The sequence below is a fragment of the Actinomycetota bacterium genome (assembly GCA_030017835.1).
GTDB lineage: Bacteria > Actinomycetota > Aquicultoria > UBA3085 > Oleimmundimicrobiaceae > Yes70-04.
Genome location: JASEGU010000002.1, coordinates 46,713 through 66,039 on the forward strand (window position 1 = coordinate 46,713; position 19,327 = coordinate 66,039).

20 protein-coding genes are annotated in these 19,327 nt (G+C 48.8%); all 20 read right to left on the bottom strand.

Annotated elements, in window-relative coordinates; translation table 11 throughout:
- Positions 1 to 876 (bottom strand): 4-hydroxy-tetrahydrodipicolinate synthase, encoded by an 876-nt coding sequence (dapA, locus tag QMD53_01090; protein MDI6799273.1) that lies wholly within the window; start codon positions 874 to 876, stop codon positions 1 to 3.
- 14 nt (positions 877 to 890) lie between these two features.
- Positions 891 to 1,685, bottom strand: coding sequence for a 4-hydroxy-tetrahydrodipicolinate reductase (gene dapB / locus QMD53_01095; protein MDI6799274.1), 795 nt, complete (start codon positions 1,683 to 1,685; stop codon positions 891 to 893).
- 15 nt (positions 1,686 to 1,700) lie between these two features.
- Complete coding sequence (locus QMD53_01100) at positions 1,701 to 2,945, bottom strand: pitrilysin family protein (protein MDI6799275.1); 1,245 nt, start codon at positions 2,943 to 2,945, stop codon at positions 1,701 to 1,703.
- The gene (locus QMD53_01105; protein MDI6799276.1) at positions 2,942 to 5,026 is read right to left on the bottom strand and encodes a polyribonucleotide nucleotidyltransferase; all 2,085 of its coding nucleotides are present in this window, start codon (positions 5,024 to 5,026) and stop codon (positions 2,942 to 2,944) included. The genes QMD53_01100 and QMD53_01105 overlap by 4 nt, the downstream gene beginning before the upstream one ends.
- Positions 5,027 to 5,059: 33 nt before the next feature.
- A complete protein-coding gene (gene rpsO, locus QMD53_01110) occupies positions 5,060 to 5,329 on the bottom strand; it encodes a 30S ribosomal protein S15 (protein ID MDI6799277.1) in 270 nt (89 codons plus the stop codon).
- Positions 5,330 to 5,466: 137 nt separating this feature from the next.
- Complete coding sequence (locus tag QMD53_01115; GenBank protein ID MDI6799278.1) at positions 5,467 to 6,390, bottom strand: bifunctional riboflavin kinase/FAD synthetase; 924 nt, start codon at positions 6,388 to 6,390, stop codon at positions 5,467 to 5,469.
- Positions 6,391 to 7,302 (bottom strand): tRNA pseudouridine(55) synthase TruB, encoded by a 912-nt coding sequence (truB, locus tag QMD53_01120; GenBank protein ID MDI6799279.1) that lies wholly within the window; start codon positions 7,300 to 7,302, stop codon positions 6,391 to 6,393.
- Positions 7,299 to 8,336 (bottom strand): bifunctional oligoribonuclease/PAP phosphatase NrnA, encoded by a 1,038-nt coding sequence (locus QMD53_01125; protein MDI6799280.1) that lies wholly within the window; start codon positions 8,334 to 8,336, stop codon positions 7,299 to 7,301. The genes truB and QMD53_01125 overlap by 4 nt, the downstream gene beginning before the upstream one ends.
- The gene (gene rbfA, locus QMD53_01130) at positions 8,333 to 8,686 is read right to left on the bottom strand and encodes a 30S ribosome-binding factor RbfA (protein MDI6799281.1); all 354 of its coding nucleotides are present in this window, start codon (positions 8,684 to 8,686) and stop codon (positions 8,333 to 8,335) included. The genes QMD53_01125 and rbfA overlap by 4 nt, the downstream gene beginning before the upstream one ends.
- Positions 8,687 to 8,695: 9 nt before the next feature.
- A complete protein-coding gene (locus QMD53_01135; GenBank protein ID MDI6799282.1) occupies positions 8,696 to 9,001 on the bottom strand; it encodes a DUF503 domain-containing protein in 306 nt (101 codons plus the stop codon).
- A gap of 20 nt (positions 9,002 to 9,021) precedes the next feature.
- Positions 9,022 to 11,076 carry a translation initiation factor IF-2 gene (infB, locus tag QMD53_01140; protein MDI6799283.1) on the bottom strand — a complete coding sequence of 685 codons (2,055 nt, stop codon included), beginning with the start codon at positions 11,074 to 11,076 and terminating at the stop codon, positions 9,022 to 9,024.
- A gap of 21 nt (positions 11,077 to 11,097) precedes the next feature.
- Positions 11,098 to 11,376: a YlxR family protein gene (locus QMD53_01145; protein MDI6799284.1), complete on the bottom strand. Its 279-nt coding sequence runs from the start codon at positions 11,374 to 11,376 to the stop codon at positions 11,098 to 11,100.
- 2 nt (positions 11,377 to 11,378) lie between these two features.
- Positions 11,379 to 12,506 (bottom strand): transcription termination factor NusA, encoded by a 1,128-nt coding sequence (nusA, locus tag QMD53_01150; GenBank protein ID MDI6799285.1) that lies wholly within the window; start codon positions 12,504 to 12,506, stop codon positions 11,379 to 11,381.
- A gap of 30 nt (positions 12,507 to 12,536) precedes the next feature.
- On the bottom strand, positions 12,537 to 12,995 hold the full coding sequence (gene rimP, locus QMD53_01155; GenBank protein MDI6799286.1) for a ribosome maturation factor RimP: 459 nt from the start codon (positions 12,993 to 12,995) through the stop codon (positions 12,537 to 12,539).
- 139 nt (positions 12,996 to 13,134) lie between these two features.
- Positions 13,135 to 13,803: a glycosyltransferase family 2 protein gene (locus QMD53_01160; protein MDI6799287.1), complete on the bottom strand. Its 669-nt coding sequence runs from the start codon at positions 13,801 to 13,803 to the stop codon at positions 13,135 to 13,137.
- A gap of 14 nt (positions 13,804 to 13,817) precedes the next feature.
- The gene (proS, locus tag QMD53_01165) at positions 13,818 to 15,260 is read right to left on the bottom strand and encodes a proline--tRNA ligase (protein MDI6799288.1); all 1,443 of its coding nucleotides are present in this window, start codon (positions 15,258 to 15,260) and stop codon (positions 13,818 to 13,820) included.
- Positions 15,253 to 16,323: a flavodoxin-dependent (E)-4-hydroxy-3-methylbut-2-enyl-diphosphate synthase gene (ispG, locus tag QMD53_01170; protein MDI6799289.1), complete on the bottom strand. Its 1,071-nt coding sequence runs from the start codon at positions 16,321 to 16,323 to the stop codon at positions 15,253 to 15,255. The genes proS and ispG overlap by 8 nt, the downstream gene beginning before the upstream one ends.
- A complete protein-coding gene (locus QMD53_01175) occupies positions 16,323 to 17,378 on the bottom strand; it encodes a M50 family metallopeptidase (GenBank protein MDI6799290.1) in 1,056 nt (351 codons plus the stop codon). The genes ispG and QMD53_01175 overlap by 1 nt, the downstream gene beginning before the upstream one ends.
- Positions 17,378 to 18,538 (bottom strand): 1-deoxy-D-xylulose-5-phosphate reductoisomerase, encoded by a 1,161-nt coding sequence (locus QMD53_01180; protein MDI6799291.1) that lies wholly within the window; start codon positions 18,536 to 18,538, stop codon positions 17,378 to 17,380. Before QMD53_01180 ends, QMD53_01175 begins: the two co-directional genes overlap by 1 nt.
- Positions 18,535 to 19,323, bottom strand: a complete 789-nt coding sequence (locus tag QMD53_01185; GenBank protein ID MDI6799292.1) for a phosphatidate cytidylyltransferase — start codon at positions 19,321 to 19,323, stop codon at positions 18,535 to 18,537. The genes QMD53_01180 and QMD53_01185 overlap by 4 nt, the downstream gene beginning before the upstream one ends.
- Between the last annotated feature and the right edge of the window lie 4 nt (positions 19,324 to 19,327).

Consider the following 19,327-nt stretch of genomic DNA (forward strand, 5'->3'; position numbering starts at 1 on the left):
TTAAATTAATTTTAATCCTCTCATCTTATCTTCAAGGATTCTCTCCTGATCCTTGGTCGACTCTATCAAAGGTGGTCTCAGGCCACCTGTATTTAATCCAATGGACCTAAGTGCGGCTTTTACCATGATAGGATTGGTGGTCATAAACATCGACTCGAAAAGGGGAAGCAGCTCAAGATGGATCCTTCTTGCCTCCTCGTGCTTTCCATCCTTATATGAGGTAACCATCGACTTCATCTTATCTCCGGCCACATGTGAGATCACGCTTATAGCGCCATCCCCTCCAAGAGTCATGATGGGATAGGTCATGGCGTCGTCGCCGCTGTAGAGCATAAATTCACTCGTGGTCGAATCGATTATCTTGGCTATCTGCTCCAAGTTGCCGCTTGCCTCTTTTATCGCAACCACGTTTTCTATCTTTGAGAGCTCTATCGTCGTATCCGCTTCGATGTTGGTTATCGTCCTGCTTGGAACGTTATAGAGTATTAAGGGAAGCTTGGTGCTCTCTGCGACCATCCTGAAGTGGTTGTATAGACCCTTTTGGGGAGGCTTATTATAATACGGTGTAACCACCATTGCCGCATCTACCCCTACCGATTCGGCCATTTTCGTCAGATTGATCGTCTCTCTGGTGCAGTTGTAGCCCGTTCCCGCAATCACCTTTACCCGGCCGGACGCCACCTCTTTGGCCACCTTGAAGAGTTCAACTTTCTCTTCATCACTAAGGGTCGGAGATTCGCCCGTTGTGCCTGATACCACGAGCCCATCTGTGCCCGTCTTGATAAGATGCTCGATCAGCTTCTCAAAAGCATCAAGATCGAGGCTTAAATCCTCCTTAAACGGAGTTACTATCGCCGTTAAAAGATCGCCAAACATTTAAGTCACCTGCCTTATATCTCCATGAGCTTATCTAGCCCAACCGTGACTCCCCTGTTTTCTTTGTGCTTCTTTATGGCCATTAAAACGCCCGGCATAAATGAAGACCTGTCTAGGGTATCATGGCGAATGGTCAAAAGCTGTCCATCGAGGCCGAAAAGTACCTCTTGATGACCTATGAGACCCGGCAAACGGATGCTATGAATGCGGATATTCTTATAGTTTCCACCCCTTGAGCCGGGCAGTATCTCCTTTTCGTTAGGCCCAAGGTCTTCAAAGGTCTTGATCGACGAGAGCATCTCGGCGGTCTTCATTGCTGTACCCGATGGTGCATCATACTTCTCATTATGATGAAGTTCGATTATTTCAGCGTCATTAAAGTATTTTGCGGCCTTTTCTGCGAACTTCATCATCAAAACAGCCCCGATGGCAAAATTTGGCGCAATGAAGATGCCCACATCTTGGCCGTCTATTATCCTCTCAACTTCGCCCAGTTTATCTGACGTAAAGCCCGTCGTTCCGATGACCATGTCCACTTCAAGCTCGACTGCTATCTTGATATTGTTCATAACTACATCGGGGTTGGTGAAATCGACCACCACGTCTGGCTTAAGCTCTTTGATGGCTGCGCTCAAGCTTGAATCCAAATAGACTTTATTCTCTCCCATCTCACTTAGATCTTGGATGCCGCTCGCCTCATAATCCTTATCTACCGCACCGACCAAGGAGAGCTCGGGATCGGAATGAACCGCCTTACAAACCGTCCTTCCCATCTTGCCGCTTGCCCCGCATACAACCACTCTAATCATATGATTCCTCCTTGATTAGGTATCAAATCTATCTTTATCAAAGGGGCCTATGACGGAGAGTGCCCGTTTTCCCGGTTTGAACACTCTCTCGCATACCCTTGCGATATCATTTGCAGTTACGGAATCAACCCTTTCTATTATCTCGTCTAAACTTAACACTTCGCTGTGGAGCAGATAAGATCTGCCAAGCCGAGACATCCTGCTTGAAGTGCTCTCCATGCTCAACACCAGACACCCCTTCGTTTGATTCTTGACCCTGTTAAGTTCAGCCTCGTTTACGCCCTTTGTCAGCAAACTATCGACCTCTTTTTCAATTAACGAAATTACTTCATCTATATTTTTGGGTCGCGTCCCGACATATACTGCCAAGGACCCTGTGTCTCTGTAAAAAGAATGATAGGAGAAGACGGAATAGGCCAAGCCCTTCTCCTCGCGAATCTTCTGAAATAATCTTGAGCTCATACCGCCAGCAAGGATACCATCCAATATATTCACGGCAAATCTGTCGCCATCGCCACCGCCAAGTCCCTCATATCCGAAGCACATGTGAGCTTGCTCGGTGTCTTTCTTCATCACCCGGTTTCTCCTCTCGACCTTGACGGCCACCTCGGGATGCGGGCTAGACTTAAATTCAGACATTTTGAGTCCACCCTCTAAGAGGCCGAAAAGATTATCCTTATCGAAACTTCCGGACACCGTGACCAAGGTCTTTTCAAAAGTATAGTGCCGACTAAAAAAATTGGATATATCTTCGGCCTTAAACCCTGAGACCGTATGGTTGCATCCGATTATAGATTGACCGAGCGGGTGATTGTCCCAGAGGGTCTCGGCAAATAGGTCGTGAATTAGTTCATCTGGAGTATCTTCGTAATGATGGATCTCTTCAAGTACCACTTCCTTTTCTGAAGAGAGATCGCTCTCTCTAAAAGCTGGCGCACTCAGCATCTCCGAAAGCAGGTTTACTACCTCACCCAGGTTTTCATCGATCACTCTGGCATAATAACAAGTATGTTCCTTGCTGGTAAACGCATTTACTTCAGCCCCTAGGCCCTCGAATATATCCGATATCTCTTTGGCGCCTCTCTTCTTGGTTCCCTTGAAGATCAGATGCTCTATGAGGTGGGAGATTCCCATGGCTTCTCTAGGTTCATTTCTGGAGCCGACCCGTATCCAAAAACCGATAGCTACCGATCTTAAATTGGGGGCCGGTTCCATTAAGACCTCGACCCCGCTATTTAAGAATCCGCGCTCAAAGCTCACTTGTCCTCTTCCACATCTATCGCTGTTAAGTTGATCCTACCCTTTTCGTCTATCTCAACGACCTTTACCTTGATCTTGTCGCCGACATTTACGACGTCCTCAACAGTGGGTATCCTTTTTTTGGCGAGTTTTGAGATGTGAACCAGGCCGTCCTTGCCCGGAAGAAGTTCGACAAAGGCTCCAAAGGTCGTCGTCTTGACGACGGTTCCCAGGTAGATTTCGCCAGGCATTACCTCCTTGACTAGGGCCTCGATCATCTCCTTAGCTTTCTCTCCGCCCTCGCCGTCAAGGGAAGAGACATAGATGGTTCCGTCCGGTTTGACATCAATGGTGGCTCCGGTAGCCTCTATTATTCCCCTGATGACCTTTCCTCCCGGTCCAATGACCTCACCGATCTTCTCCGGATTGATGCTCATCGCAATGATCCTTGGAGCATAGGCGGAGAGACTGCTTCTGGGCTCGCTTATTGCGGAGAGCATCTTATCCAGAATGAAGAGTCTGCCATCTTTAGCCTGTTTGAGGGCCGATTTTAAAACATCGATGTGTACCCCCGTAGCCTTCATATCCATTTGAAGAGCGGTAATCCCCTTCGTGGTACCGGCCACCTTAAAGTCCATATCGCCAAGGGCATCTTCGACGCCTTGGATATCGGAGAGAACGGCTGCCTTATCTCCGTCCTTGACCAGACCCATCGCAATTCCCGCAACCGGGGCCTTGATGGGAACTCCGGCGTCCATCAGAGATAGGGTGCTACCGCATACGCTGGCCATAGAGGATGAGCCGTTAGACTCCAAAACCTCGGATACAATCCTGATCGTATAGGGGAAATCTATCTCATCCGGTATGACCGAAAGCAGAGCCCTTTCGGCCAGCGCCCCGTGACCGACCTCGCGTCTTTTGGGCGTACCGAGTCTCCAGACCTCTCCCGTTGAAAAAGGCGGAAAGTTATAGTGGTGGAGATACCTCTTCGATTCTTTGTTATCAAGACCATCGAGCCTCTGGACCTCGCTTGCAGTTCCCAGCGTCAAGACGGATAGGACTTGAGTCTGACCCCTGGTGAAGAGCCCAGAGCCGTGGGCTCTGGGCAGAAAGGCCACCTCGCAGTCGATCGGTCTGATTTCACCTAATGTCCGTCCATCCGGGCGGATTCCTTCATCTACTATCATCTTGCGAACCACAGACTTCTCAGCCGAGTATAGAAGCTTTTTGATCTCACCCTCGGATTCGGGATACTCTAACAGCAATTCTTCCATTATCGCTTTTTTGGCCACCGAAACGGCTTCCTCTCTTGCGAGTTTGTCTGAGCCGCCCATCGCCTCTCTTATACGTGAAGTCGCAATGGAGATGACCTTCTCCTTTAGTTCAGAATCGGGCTCTGCAAGAATGATCTCCCTTTTGGGTTTGCCGATTTCTTTTGCGATCTCTTCCATAGAAGCTATCATCGATCTAATTGCCTCATGAGCTCTAGAGAGGGCTTCGATCATCAGCTCCTCATCGACCTCATTCGCCCCAGCTTCGACCATGATTATGGAGTCACTGCTGCCTGCCACGATCAGATCGAGATCTGAGAGCAAAGAATCCTGAAGCGTAGGATTTATGATCCACTCTCCATCAAGACGGCCCATCCGCACGGCGGCAACCATCTTTTCAACCGGAATGTCCGATATGGCCAGAGCCATAGAGGCGGCATTCAGCGCCAAAATATCGGAAGGATTTACCATGTCGACCGAGAGGGTACTCACAATTATTTGAATCTCGTTCCTGAAACCGTCTGGAAATAGCGGTCTTATTGGACGATCTATGAGCCTGGCCGTAAGGATCGACTTCTCGCTCGGCCTGCCTTCTCTCTTTATGAAGCCACCCGGAATCTTGCCGGCGGCATACATCTTATCTACAACTTCGACCGTAAGCGGAAAGAAGTCGAGCCCAAGCATGGGCTCCTTAGAACCAGCGACCGTCACAAGCACAATGCTATCGCCCATTCGAGCATAAACGGCTCCGTCGGCTTGGCGGGCAATCTTACCGAACTGAAACTCTATACTCTTATCGCCTGATGAAATCTCTCGTGAAATTAAATCCATTAAATTGTAAACCTCCTAAACTTTTAAAAGGGGCTAACCGCGCAGCTCGAGCTTCTTGATTATCAAACGATACTTATCGACATCTACCTCTTTTAGGTAGTTTAGAAGCCTTCTTCGTTGACCGACCAGTTTCAGTAGACCGCGGCGGGAGTGGAAATCTTTCTTATGCAGCTTCAAGTGCTCGGTTAGATCCTTTATCCTCTTGGAAAGGATGGCCACTTGAACTTCCGGGGATCCGGTATCGTGCTCATGAGAGCCGAATTCCTTGACGATGCCGGCTTTCTCCTGACTAGAAATGGTCATACTATCATCACCTCCTTTATTTATACCCCTCAAACCAAGTTAGACGTCGGTGAGTCATCTCCCTAGTATGAGGCAAAACCCTTAGAGCTCGATTTTTCTTGCTTATACTACCATAGTTAAATATTTCCGTAAACTTTTTATGCTAATAAACTGGCCGCTTTTCGAACGTCTCGTTCGATCTGACGTGCCAACTCCTCTTTGCTTGAGAATTTCTCTTGAGACCTCAACTTTGCAAACAGATCTAAATATATCTTCTTATCATAGAGGTCGGAATCAAAATCTAATATATAAGCCTCAATCCGCCTATCTTGAAGACCGAAGGTGGGCGATGAGCCAATATTTATAACGCACTTCATAGAGCGGCCATCGAAGTGAGCGGTGCCGGCATAGACCCCGTCCTGAGGCAACTGTATCTCCTCGGCGAGCTCGACGTTGGCCGTGGAATAACCCATGCTCCTTCCGCGACCAAACCCGCTGACCACGGTCCCGCTCAAACTGGGATAACGTCCAAGGATCTTCCCCGCCCTCTCAATCTCACCGTCCATAAGAAGCTTTCTGATTCTGGTGCTGCTTATCGGCTTACCTTCAAAGTTCTCCAAAGGTAGGGCCTTAACCTTAAATCCCTTCTCTTCGCCCAACCTCTTCAAGAGAAGGGCGTCGCCTCTAGCCTTATGACCGAATCTAAAGCCATCGCCGACGATCACCTCGACGGCGCTTAATCGCTTCAACAAAACCTCGTCTACAAATTCTTCGGGAGTCAGCTTTGAAAACTTGAGCGTAAATTGGATAAAAAGGAGTAGATCCACCCCAAGTTCCGATATGAGTCTCTCTTTGGAATCGAAATCGGTAAGTATAGGAGGATGCTCATTCGGCGATAAGACCGCTTCAGGATGGGGCAAGAAGGTCAGAACGACGCTTTTTGCACCGAGGGTTTTAGCATCGGTCACGCAGGTCATTATCGTCTTCTTGTGACCCCGATGGACGCCGTCAAAAAAGCCCAGAGCGACCACGGTATCTCCCTTTAAATCACCCAGCGATTCCAGACCGATTATCGTTTCCATTTAAGTTAACTCCTCAAGAACTATATGAGGTTTTAGCAGATTGACCCCCGACTCGTCCTTAATCAGGCTTCCAACCGCAACAGCCCGATTCTCCTCATTTAAGACCAAGATATCCTGGCTCGGCTCGACCCCATTTAGGCTCGGGTCGCTGACCGGATTTCCGGCCGTTACCCTCTTTTCGACGTGACTTGGAACGGAGATTTTGGGCATATTCAAGTGGGCCGCTTCTATTGGAATTACCGCATCATCAGCGCTGGCCTTCCTTGCCAGTTCTTCGAGCTTAGTCATAGTGATGGCCTCCTCCAATGAGTAGCGACCTGACCTCAGCCTTACAAGACTTGAAAGGTGAGCTCCGACGCCGAGAGCGTCTCCGATGTCGGAGACGAGCGATCTTATGTACGTTCCCTTGGAGGAGCCGACCTTGAGGGTTGCCTTGGGATATTTACCCGGCTCAAAGGAGATCAGTTTGAGCAGGGATATCTCAACCTCTCTTGTCGGCCTCGGCTCATCTCTCCCCAGCCTTGCCAGGCTGTATAAGGGTTTGCCGTTCACCTTTACAGCAGAGAACATAGGCACCTTCTGAGTTATTCTTCCGCGAAAGGCCGAGAGCGTTTTTTCCAAATCTTCTCTCGTTATCGAAGGTGGAGACTTTGATAAGACCTTGCCTGAGGCGTCCAGAGTATCTGTGCTGATGCCGATGGTCATCTCTGCAAGATAGGTCTTTGAGTCGCCTTCAAAAAACTTAGCTAACCTGGTCGCCTTGCCGACCAGAATTATCATAAGACCGGTGGCATCGGGGTCCAAAGTGCCGGTATGGCCCGCCTTTTTAGCCTTTAACAACTTTTTTACCTGGGCAACCAGATCATGTGAGGTAATTCCCTTTGGTTTATCTATGAGTAGGATTCCATTCAATTGGCTGCTTTCAATGTATCAATCAGTTTTTGGGTTGTCTCAACTCTCTCTTTGGCGGAAACGTAACCGGCTGCCGCTTTGTGGCCGCCTCCGCCAAAGAAACTTGCTACTCGGGCAACGTCGATTTCACCTTTGGAACGAAGCGACACCTTCCATCTGCCCTCAACTGTCTCCTTGAGAACGAAGGCTACCTTGGCCTCTTTGACGACCCTGAGCATGTTTATTAGGCTCTCCGTCTCATCCAGTTTTACGCCCAAAACGGTGAGGTCCTCCTGATTTATGAAGGAGTGGATTATCGCGCCATCCAAGACGGCTCTGGAGAGAAAGCGCTCGATAAGCTTTAAGTAGCTTAGGCTCTCGTTCTCGTAAACATTTCTGAAAATATTGGCAGGCTCGACGCCGTAGGCGAGAAGGTCTTTGGCCATAGCGAATGTGGACTCATCCGTATTGGAATATTGAAAACGTCCAGTATCGGTAACCAGACCGACATAGAGCGAAGAGGCGATATTGAAATCAAGCTCTCCATCGAGTTCTTTTATGATCCTATAGACCATCTCTGCTGTTGCCGGGGAATTTACGTCAATGAAGTTGATCTTGGCAAAACCTAGGTTGCCCTGGTGATGATCGATGTTTATCGAAACGGGGGAGATATCGATAAAGGCGTTCAGGGAGCCAAGCCGACTTAAGCTAGCACAGTCTAGAGCGATAAAGCAATCGAGGTGATCGCTGCTTACGGACAGGTTGGCGAGCAGATCATCAGTTGAAAGGAAGTCATAGATCGAAGGTATCTCTGGCTTTAAGTCGACGTCGCTCTCGATTCTTCGGTCATCCCAACCGAGGCGTACATCCTTTCCGATCTTTTTCAAAAAGAGACCAAGACCGATAAGTGAGCCGATTGCATCACCGTCTGGATCACGGTGGGTGGCGAGGACGAACCTTTGGTTAGATTCAATTTCTCGGACTACAGCTCGAATTTCCTCATCCTTGGCTTTGACGCCCATCGACTCCTTGGATGAGAGACCGTATCTATTCACTGACCTTCCTCTTCGCCTAAGCTTGAGCTGTAAATGATCTTGGATATCCTGGATGCTCTCTCGATAGATAAGTCCCACTTAAAGATCAATTCCGGCGTATATTTCAGATGGAGGGACTTTGACATCTCCCTCTTGATGAAGCCCTTGGCTCCATTTAGTACCTCGACGAGTTCGGCTTGTCTCTCCTCTTCTATCGAGCTTATATATATGTAGGCGGTTTTTAGATCCGGAGTGACATCGACATCGGTCACGGTAACCATTTCGATCCTAGGATCTTTTAGCTTGACTATCGCCTGGCTTATCTCCTCTTTAAGAGCCTCTTTGACCCTATTCTGCCGGGAGAATTCCATCTAATCCCCCTATTCATCATCATTTGAGTGAAATATATGAATCTTGGAACCAACCAATTCCGCCTCACTAATCTCGATCGTAAGGTCTATTATCCTCTCCAAAAAGTCCCTCATCTCGGATTCAGAGGAGGAGACAGCGCTAACTCCGATAAGGCTCCTCTGGATGAGGTCTTGACCGGATATCTCCTTGACTGAGAGGTTGTACCTACTCTTAAGTCTTTGGGTTAGACTCTTTATGACGCGACGCTTACTTTTGAGCGAGTCCGATGCAGTTACGATGAGATCCAGTTCAAGAAGTCCAACAACTGTGCCCATTCAAATGCTCTTTCCTCTACTTAAAGGGCAGCTTTTTCCACAATCTTATAGAACTCTAAGACATCTCCGAGCTGAATATCGGAGAACTTGTCTATGACTATTCCGCATTCAAGACCGCTTTTGACCGAATTGACATCGTCCTTAAATCTCCTCAAGGACTTGACATTGCCTTCGAATACGACCGTTCCGTCTCGAATCACCCTCAAGCTATCCTTTCTGTTGACCTCTCCTTGGGTAACGAAACATCCAGCTATGGTTCCAAGTTTCGAAGCCTTGAAGATATCCTTAACCTCAACTGTCGCGGTCTCAACCTCCTCAAGGGTGGGTTTTAAGAGACCCTTCCTGGCGGCCTCGATGTCCTCGATAACCTTATATATAACCCGATACATCCTGACATCTACGTTCTCCCTATCGGAAAGCTCCTTGGCTTTGACGTCGGGCCGGACATTGAATCCGATAACTACAGCATTGGAGGCTGAAGCGAGCATTATGTCTGTCTCCGTGATTGCCCCAACGCCCTTGTGTATCACCCTCACCTTGACCTCTGTCTGGTCGATTTCACCAAGAGCCCCGCAGAGGGCTTCGATCGAGCCTTGGGTATCCGCTTTAACGACAAGATTTAAATCTCGAATATCGCCCTTTTTGATCTGGTTAAAGAGGTCTTCTAGAGCAATGTGTCTGTGTGAATCTTTCTCCAAGACCCTCCTTTTCAAGAGCCTCTCCTCGGAGATCTGCCTCGCCCTCTTTTCATCCGAGACCTCTTTCAAGGTGTCTCCGGCGTTTGGCGTCTGCGACCAACCGGTCAGCTCAACCGGTTGACCGGGCTTGGCTACATTGACTTTCTTTCCTTTGTCGTCCCTCATGGCCCGGATCTTGCCGCTTGCGTAGCCGGCTACAACCGCGTCGCCCACCTTAAGAGAGCCGCCCTGGATGAGGACGGTAGCAACCGGACCCTTGCCCTTGTCTAAGAAGGCCTCGATGACCGTGCCATATCCAGGTCCTTTATCAGGCGCTTTTATATCGGCCATCTCTGCCAAGAGCAGCAGCATATCTAGGAGTTCATCTATATTGATCTTATTCTTGGCGGAAACATTTACAAAGATGGTGTCTCCACCCCACTCCTCCGGCACAAGGCCATACTCGGTCAATTGCTGTTTGACTTTGTCCGGATTGGCCTCTTCCTTGTCAATCTTATTCACGGCAACAAGGATCGGCACTCCAGCGGCCTTTACGTGGTCTATGGCCTCTACCGTCTGAGGCATGACACCGTCGTCGGCCGCAACGACCAAGACGGCTATGTCGGTAATCTTAGCTCCCCTTGCCCGCATGGCGGTAAAGGCTTCGTGACCCGGGGTGTCGATGAAGGTTATCTTCTTTTCGTTTCTCTCGACTTGGTAGGCCCCTATATGCTGAGTTATCCCCCCCGCCTCTGTCGAGACCACATCGGTCTTTTGTATGGCGTCCAAAAGAAGCGTTTTGCCGTGATCCACATGACCCATTACGGTAACGACCGGCGGACGTGGCTTTAAGTCCTTTACGTCAACCTGAAGGGGTTCCTCCTCTTCCATCTCCTCCTCCAAGGTTACGATATGGATTTTGAGCCCAAATTCGTCGGCCAAAATCTCAATGGCTTCGCGGCTTACAGGCTGATTAATGGTCGCCATTTCTCCCATGTTCATTAGGGTTTTTATGATCTCCGTCGGATTCTTTGAGAAGATATTGGCTATCTCGCTTACCGTCGAGCCTTCCATGACCCTTATGCCCTCTTCGGCTTGTTTGGTAAAAGCGTCCGCTTTTGGCTCCGTCTTTAAGTGTTTATTCCCCGCTGGCTTAGGAGCGGGAGCCTCTTCTCTTGGCTTCTCCTCAACTTTGGGTTTGGAATCACTCTTCTTATCTTTACTCATCATCTCCGGCTTAGATGGGGTTTTCAGCCTCTCCTTGAGAGCCGCTTCCGTTTTATCGTCGAGACTTGCAAAGTGATTTTTGACAGAGACCTTCATCTCTTTAAGCTCGTCCATCAACTTTGAGCTGTTTATATCGAGTTCGCTTGCAAGTTCATAAATCCGTTTTGACAATCAAATCACCCTTAATTAAGTTTAGCTCTCTTGAGCAAATATCTCGGCCAGACTAAGGCCCAAGCTTTCTATCAAATCTCTATCGACGGCTGTCTTTAGGGCTGCCCCTATCCTCTTTTTTTTGGCCGCCTCTTCGAAACATTTCATGCTGCAAAAATAGGCGCCCCGGCCAGCTTCTCTTCCCGTCGGGTCAACCCTTATATCGCCATCTTTGGTGCATACCACTCGTTTGAGATCGCGCTTTGGAAAGGACTTATAGCAAGCAATGCATCTCCTAAGCGGCTGTTTCTTTAAAGACACTTCTATTCCAGCCTTTTATGGACTCCGCAATAATCGCTACCCGGCCGACTCTTGTTTGCGCACCTTTCACCAGATTTCTTGACGGCTTTGCACCTGTCGCCTGGGTCTGCTTCTTCGGTTTCCGGCATGGGGGCGAGCGCCCTCTCTGCTGCCTCCCTCGCAGCTCGAGAGTCGCTTTTGATGTCGATCCTCCAGCCAGTGATCTTTGCTGCAAGCCTTGCGTTCTGCCCCTCTTTGCCGATGGCCAGTGAGAGCTGGTCATCTGGGACAACGACTTCGGCCGTCTTTTCCTCTTCGTTTATTTTAACCGACTTCACCTTGGCCGGACTCAAAGCATTCCCCACGAATTCGGCAGCGTCGTCGCTCCATCTTATCACGTCAATTTTCTCGTCTCTAAGCTCTGAAACGACCATGCGAACCCTGGAACCCTTGGGACCCACACAGGCTCCGACTGGGTCTATGCTCTCATCTCTGGAAGATACGGCTATCTTGGAACGATAGCCAGGCTCCCTTGAGACGGCCTTGATCTCAACATAGCCATCGAGAATCTCGGGGACCTCGAGCTCAAAGAGGCGTTTGATCAAACCAGGATGGGTCCTCGAGAGGATTATCTGCGGCTCTTTTGAGGTCCGTCTCACCTCGATGATATAGGCTTTCACTCTCATGCCGTGTTCATATCTCTCCCCTGGTACCTGCTCTGAGGGGGGCAGAAGGGCCTCAACCCGGCCCAGATTGACGAGCGTATATCTCTGGTCGCTCTGTTGAATGATACCGGTGACGATATCACCTTCTCGATCTATGTACTCCTCATACATGAGAGACCTTTCGGCCTCCCTGATCTTTTGTAGGATGACCTGTTTAGCCGTCTGAGCCGCTATTCTCCCGAAGTCTTTCGGCGTTATCTCTTCTTCAACCATTTCGATCCCGGAATCGGTCTTGAGCTCAGTCTGAGATAACACCTTTATCTCCCCCGTCTGCCTGTCTATATCGACATAGACGTTGGGGGCAAGACCACAATCCTTTTTGTAGGCAGAATTGAGCGCATCGCTGAGCGCTTCAAATATCGCATCGGCGTCTATCTTCTTCTCTCGCTCTATCTGTCTTATGGCCTCGATAAGATCAAGGTTCACTCGAAAACTCCTTTCAAAAACCGACAAGGTTTAGAATTCTGCTATCAAGTTAGCTTTCGAAATTTCATCGTAGTCAACATTCAATGTTTGACCATCCAGATCTAGAGTCAAACCAGAATCACTTGCGTCTTTAATAATCCCTTCAAATTTTTTTCTGCCTTCCATACTACTTTTGGTCTTTAGGCTCACCCTGCAATTGATGCTATCCATAAAGTGCTTCGGACGCCTTAGCCTTCTTTCAATTCCAGGCGAAGATACCTCCAGAAAATACTTTGCATCTATCGCCTCCGACTCGTCAAGGCTTTTAGAGAGCTTCTGGCTTGCCTTTGAGCAATCGTCAACTCCCACACCGCCCTCTTTATCTATGTAAACTCTCAATATGTTGCCAGCCGGTTCTTTCGTGTATTCGATATCGTAAAGATTCAAGCCGAGCTTATTTAAGTCATCCATCAAGATGTTTTCTAAGTCGTCCAGATTGATCTTGCCCATTGAACCTCTAGTTCTCTGTCCCCAATATATTAAAAAAAGTGGGCTCTGTACCCACTCAAAATTACAACCTTTAAGCTTTTTAGATATTAACATAATATTTTTTTTAGCGCAATCGACCTGCTAACATCCTAGCTGGCTTTTAATCCCACTTCCTGTTGTCTAGATGAAGAAGGTGAAGGAGGAGATCTTTATACATCTTTAAGCGCTCGGAAAATCCCTTGTGAATCCCGAGCTTCTCCTCTTTCATAACGTGAGTTACGCTGGCCATCGGAACCTCGATAACCTTAGCAGAGATCTCTTTGGCCTGTTTGGTGAAGGCGATTTCCACCCCAAAGCCCGACCTGGAAAAGTCACCCATGCCAGTCAGAAACGACCGCTTAAAGGCCCTCTGACCGGAAATATTTGGAACAAGAGCTTGTGAAAAATTGGTCGCTGCCCTACCTTTGGTGAATTTTCCGACGGTCATATCTATTCCGTCCCCTTTAAGTAAAGGGTCAACTAGATCTCTGATGTGCTGGGGTTTGAGACCAACCAGGTCCGCATCTACTAAAAGAAGGATGTCGGCCTCAGTCGACTTGATGCCCGTCCAAATCGCGGCGCCCTTGCCCTCGTTGGTCGGTCTGTTGATGACTTTGACCCTATCGTATAGTTGAGCCGCCTCGGCAGTCTTGTCTGTCGAACCATCGTTGACCACGATGATCTCGTCTAAGAGGTCTACCTTCATAAGCTCTTCGATCACGGCCCCGATTCTCCCAGCTTCATTGAAGGCAGGGATTATTGCAGCTACATGTCTGGCTGATCTTTCCAATTGAGAGCTCACCTCTAATATGCCTTGGCAAAATAGGCGACGATTCCGGGCCTGCCGCAGACTATGCATTTCCCGGATTCATGCTCAAAGGGAAGGCACCTGACAGTTGCGAGCGTCTTATCCTTGACCCTCTCTTCGCAATCTGAACCCTGACACCAGTAACTTCTGATGAAGCCCTGTTTATCCAGCATGATTTGTGCAAATTCATCAAATGAAGATGCTTTGAAGGTATTTGTATCCCTAAAAGATTGAGCCCTCTCAAAGAGGTTCTTTTGGATATCTTCTAGATTGGTCTCTATGGCGGCCCTTATCTCATCCATCTTTACGAATTCCTTTTTCCGGTTATCCCTTCTAACCATAACCACATGTCCCTTTTCGATGTCCTTGGGACCGATTTCGATCCTTATCGGCACGCCCCTGAGCTCCCACTCATTGAACTTCCAGCCGAGTGAATGTTCCCGCCTGCGATCGACCTTGATGCGAACATCAGACGAGAGGGCCGATTCAAGCTCAAAAACCTTCTCTTCGACAAGAACCTCTTTCTCCTGATCGCCATATACCGGGAGGATAATAACTTGGATTGGGGCGACCTTGGGCGGAAGTATCAGACCCTGATCGTCTCCATGAGTCATTATCAGAGCACCTAAAAGCCTGGTGGAAACTCCCCAACTCGTCTGCCAAGCGTATTTTCTTAACCCATCTCTATCTTGAAAGGTGATATCGAATACTTTGGCAAAATGCTGACCGAGATTGTGCGAAGTGCCGGCCTGGAGGGCTTTGCCGTCTGGCATGAGTGCTTCAATAGAGTAAGTCCTAAGAGCTCCCGCAAACTTCTCCTTTTCACTCTTTTTGCCAAAATAGACCGGTAGTGCCAGAACATCCTCGACAAAATCCTTATATACATTCAACATTTTTAACGTTTCGTCTTCGGCCTCTTCTTCATTTGAATGAGCGGTATGACCCTCTTGCCACAAGAATTCGGTCGTCCTAAGAAAGGGCCTGGTTACCTTCTCCCAGCGAACTACGTTTGCCCATTGGTTTATCATGACGGGCAAATCACGCCAGGAGTCGATCCACTTTGAATACATGCTTCCGATAATCGCTTCGGAAGTCGGCCTTATTGCAAGCCGCTCCTCGAGGGGCTCATTTCCCGCATGAGTCACCCAGGCGACCTCCGGTGCAAATCCCTCAATATGATCTGACTCTTTGGCCAAAAGACTTTCCGGAACGAATAAGGGAAAGTAAGCGTTCTCATGGCCGGTCGCCTTGATTTTGGCATCCAGGAGTCCTTTCATCAGCTCCCAGACTCCGTAGCCGTATGGCCGTATCACCATGCAGCCCTTTATCGGGGCATAATCGGCTAGTTCCGCAGCCAAAATGACTTCGGTATACCACTTTCTAAAGTCTCGGCTCTTGTCAGTTATCTCTTCGACAAAGCCCTTCTTGTCATTAGACAATCTGCTGACCCTTTCGCATCTTCATTACATATTCAACCAGGACATCGACCAGATCCGTTTCGCATACCTTTCTGACCGGTCTGCCACCTACGAATAATAAACCTTCACCGAGTCCGGCTGCAATACCAACATCGACCATCCTCGCCTCACCGGGACCATTCACCACGCAGCCCATTACGGCAACCTTTAGAGGACCTCTCACGGTGGATAGCCTATCCTCCACCTCTTGGGTTAGAGTTATCAAATCGACCCCACAACGACCGCAGGTTGGGCAGGATATAACCTCAATAAAGTCCCTCCTTATATCGAGAGCCGATAGTATCTTGTACCCTACCTCCACTTCACGTACCGGATCATCGGTCAAAGAGACCCTAAGCGTGTCACCGATGCCCTCGGCAAGGAGAATTCCGAGCACAACCGATGACTTAACAGCTCCCATAAGAAGGGTTCCGGCTTCGGTCTGGCCAATATGCAAGGGAGCGTCGCTCTTTTTCGAAAGTTGCCTATAGGCCTCGACTGTCTCCATGGGCGATGCGGCCTTCACCGAGATGATGTAGTCACCAAAGCCATGCTTTTCAAAGAGATTCGTATATTCCAGAGCGCTGTCGACAAGAGCCTTACTCAAGCCCCCTTTTGCCTCCTTATATTTTTTGTGTAGCGAACCAGAATTTACCCCGATCCTGATCGGCACAGACATCTCTTTGGCCTTGTCCAAGATGGACTTAAGACCTTTTTCAGATCCGATATTGCCCGGGTTTATCCTTATCTTATCCGCACCGTTATCCATTGATAAGAGGGCCAATTTATAATCGAAGTGGATGTCGGCCACAAGTGGAATTGCGATCGAATCTTTTATCTGTCGGAGCGCCCTTGCCGATTCCTCATCGACTACGGCAACCCTAACGAGCTCACAGCCAGCAGTTTTAAGCCGCTCTATCTGCTCTATCATAGCCTTTACATCGGTGGTTCTCGTATTGGTCATGGACTGAACCGAGATTTTAGCATTACCGCCGATGAAAAGATCCCCGACTCTGATTTGCCTGCTTTCTCTCCGCTTGATCATTAAGTTCCCCTGCCAAAGATATTAAATATGTCAGAGAAGGTAACTAAGACGGTCAGAGACAGGAGAAGAACCATCCCTACCGCCTGCAGGGCCAGGATGGTTCTGGCCTTAAATGGCCGTCTCCTTGCCCCTTCCGCGCTCAAGAGAAGCAGCTTTCCTCCGTCTAGGGGAGGTATGGGAAGAAGATTTGCTACCCCAAGCCCCACGCTCATCTGCGCTAGTATCTCCAAATAAATGAGCAAGTTCTCCTTTGCGCCCCTCGAAAGCTCGCTCGTGAAGCCGACGGGACCTATGAATTTAACCTCCACACCTTTTGGAAGGGTCGATGTAAGATATTGAAATATGAACCCGATCATCGTTTTAGCATAATCAAAAACCGCCCCGGTCGCACTAATTAGCGCTTGGGCGGGCGGGAGTCTTCTTGTGGTAAGTCTCATCGTTACACCCAAAAAACCTACTCCTTCTTTCTCTCGAAGTCTCAACTCTTCGATATGGAACTCACCTGACCTGATGAACCCGATCCCTATCGTCTTGCCCGGATTTGCCCTGATTATTTCGACGGCCTGGCCCCAGTCTAAAATCTTTTCACCTGCAAGCTCTCTGATTTCATCCCCGGGTTTGAGACCTGCCGCTTCAGCTGCTGAACCCGGTGAGATGGCTTCAATCTGAGTGGAGACAACCGGTATGCCGCTGATGAAGATGATGCTAATCAAAATGATTCCAAATAGAAAATTTGTCAGAGATCCGCTCAAAAGGATCAAAAATCTCTTGAACCAGGGTTGCTCACCCATTATGGGAAGATCGGTTGTCTCCAGGGAGATATCTTCGGGTTTAAGGTCCTCTATTTTGACGTACCCACCAAAAGGGATGGCCGCCAAGGCATATATGGTGCCGCCGATTTTTTTAGAGATCACTTTGGGTCCGTAACCGATGACGAATTCGCAGACCTCTATTCTTAAGATTTTAGCCATAACGAAATGGCCCGTCTCATGGACCATGATTAAGAGGCCCAAGCCAAAGATGGCAAGTAAGACCCCGGAAAGATTGCCCTGCATTAACCAACAGCCCCCAAGCGTGAAATTTCGTCTTTAGCCCTTTTCCGAGCCCAATTATCGGCTTGGCACAAAGCCTCTAAATCCAGGTGATTCAAGGGCTTGTGCTCGGCAAGTACATTATATACTATTTTTGCTATATCGAGAAAAGCAATCTTTTTATTCAAAAAAGCGTCCACCGCTACCTCGTTAGCTCCGTTTAAAACGGCCGGAAAAGTCTTGCCGTCCATGCCCGCCCGCCTAGCATACTTCAAACAAGGAAATGTCTCTAGGTCTGGCTCTTCGAAGGTTAGGCTCTTGGATATTGTTGGGCTGAATTTTTCGACAGGGGTCTGGAAACGATTTGGATGGGTGAAGGCATATTGGATCGGTATTCTCATATCGGTTGGTCCCAGGTGGGCCTTGAGCGAGCCGTCTTTGAACTCGACCATGGAGTGAATTATGCTTTCGGGGTGCACGACGACGCCGATCCGATCGTAGGGGAGTTTAAAGAGATGATGAGCTTCTATCAACTCAAGCCCCTTGTTCATCATGGTTGCCGAATCTATCGAAATCTTGTTGCCCATATTCCACTTGGGGTGGGATAGGGCCATTTCCACCGTGACCTGTTGAAGCTCTGCCTCCTTCTTTCCTCTAAAAGGTCCACCGGAGGCGGTTATTATTACCCTCTCAACATCAGACATCTCTTCGCCAATCAAGCACTGGAATATCGCGCTATGTTCACTGTCTACGGGGATCAGTCTCTTTCTCTCCTTACCTATCAATTGATTGATGATATCACCGGCTATCACCATCGACTCTTTGTTGGCCAAAGCGACCACCCTTCCCGCCTTCAAAGCAGTAATCGTGGAATTTAGACCAGCCGAGCCAACAAGAGCATTTAGTAGAATATCTGAATCTAGGGAGGCTAGGATTGCCGGGGAGTCCGGGCCGGTGAGAAGATCTATCCCGCTCGGAATCGAATCCTTTATGGTAAGGGCTGAGGCCCGATCAGAGATCGCCACCACCTTGGGTTCAAATTCTAAGATCTGTTCCAGCAGAAGGTCGACGCTTCTGTGAGCGGAGAGACCGATAACCTTAAAATCTTCAGACTTCCTCCGAATTACATCTAAGGCCTGCCGGCCTATTGACCCAGTTGAGCCGAGTATGTTTATCTGTTTCATTTGGCCATCCAGCCACTTAAAGTGATCAGATAGAATACCGCTGGGGCTGCAAGGATCAAGCTGTCGAACCGGTCTAAGAAGCCGCCGTGACCGGGCAGAAGAGTTCCGCTATCTTTGACCTTCAGAAACCGCTTTAGCTTGGACTCGATGAGGTCGCCGGCCTGGGCCGAAACGGCCACCAAAAAGCCGATGGCCGCCCGTCTTAGCGGGCTGAGCGGAAGGGGCGTCAGGACAAGAAGAACCATGACGGCTGCGCCGAGCCCGCCGAGCATGCCTTCGAGTGTCTTGTTTGGACTAATCTTGGGCACCACCCTTATCGCGCCAAAGTTGCTCCCGATAAAATATGCAAATATATCAAAGGCCCAGGTGGCCAGGAGAACCGCCAAGGCAATGGTCGCGCTGCTTGCCCTAAGTAGGATCAAGTGACTTAAAAAGAATGAGACGTACGTGTTGATGAGGGCGGTATACATTATTTCAGGAGATCTTAAATTCCTGTAGATCATGAGCAGGATGATAAATGTAAGAACATGAGCATAAAGGATGGTCAAGAGACCCCGGTAACCATAGAAAATTGCTGCTAACGGATAGAGGGCGGCCGCGATCAGACCAGAATAACGGTGCCATTTTTTTATTCTTGAGCCATAGATTATCGCAATCTCGCCAACGCACAAGATTATCACCATCGAACAGAGCGCGGCAAATGGAAGTCTGCCCCAGAAGAGAAATATTAAAAGTATCGGGGCCCCCGATAAAGCCGTCAGAACCCTATCCTTGATTGCATACATCTTT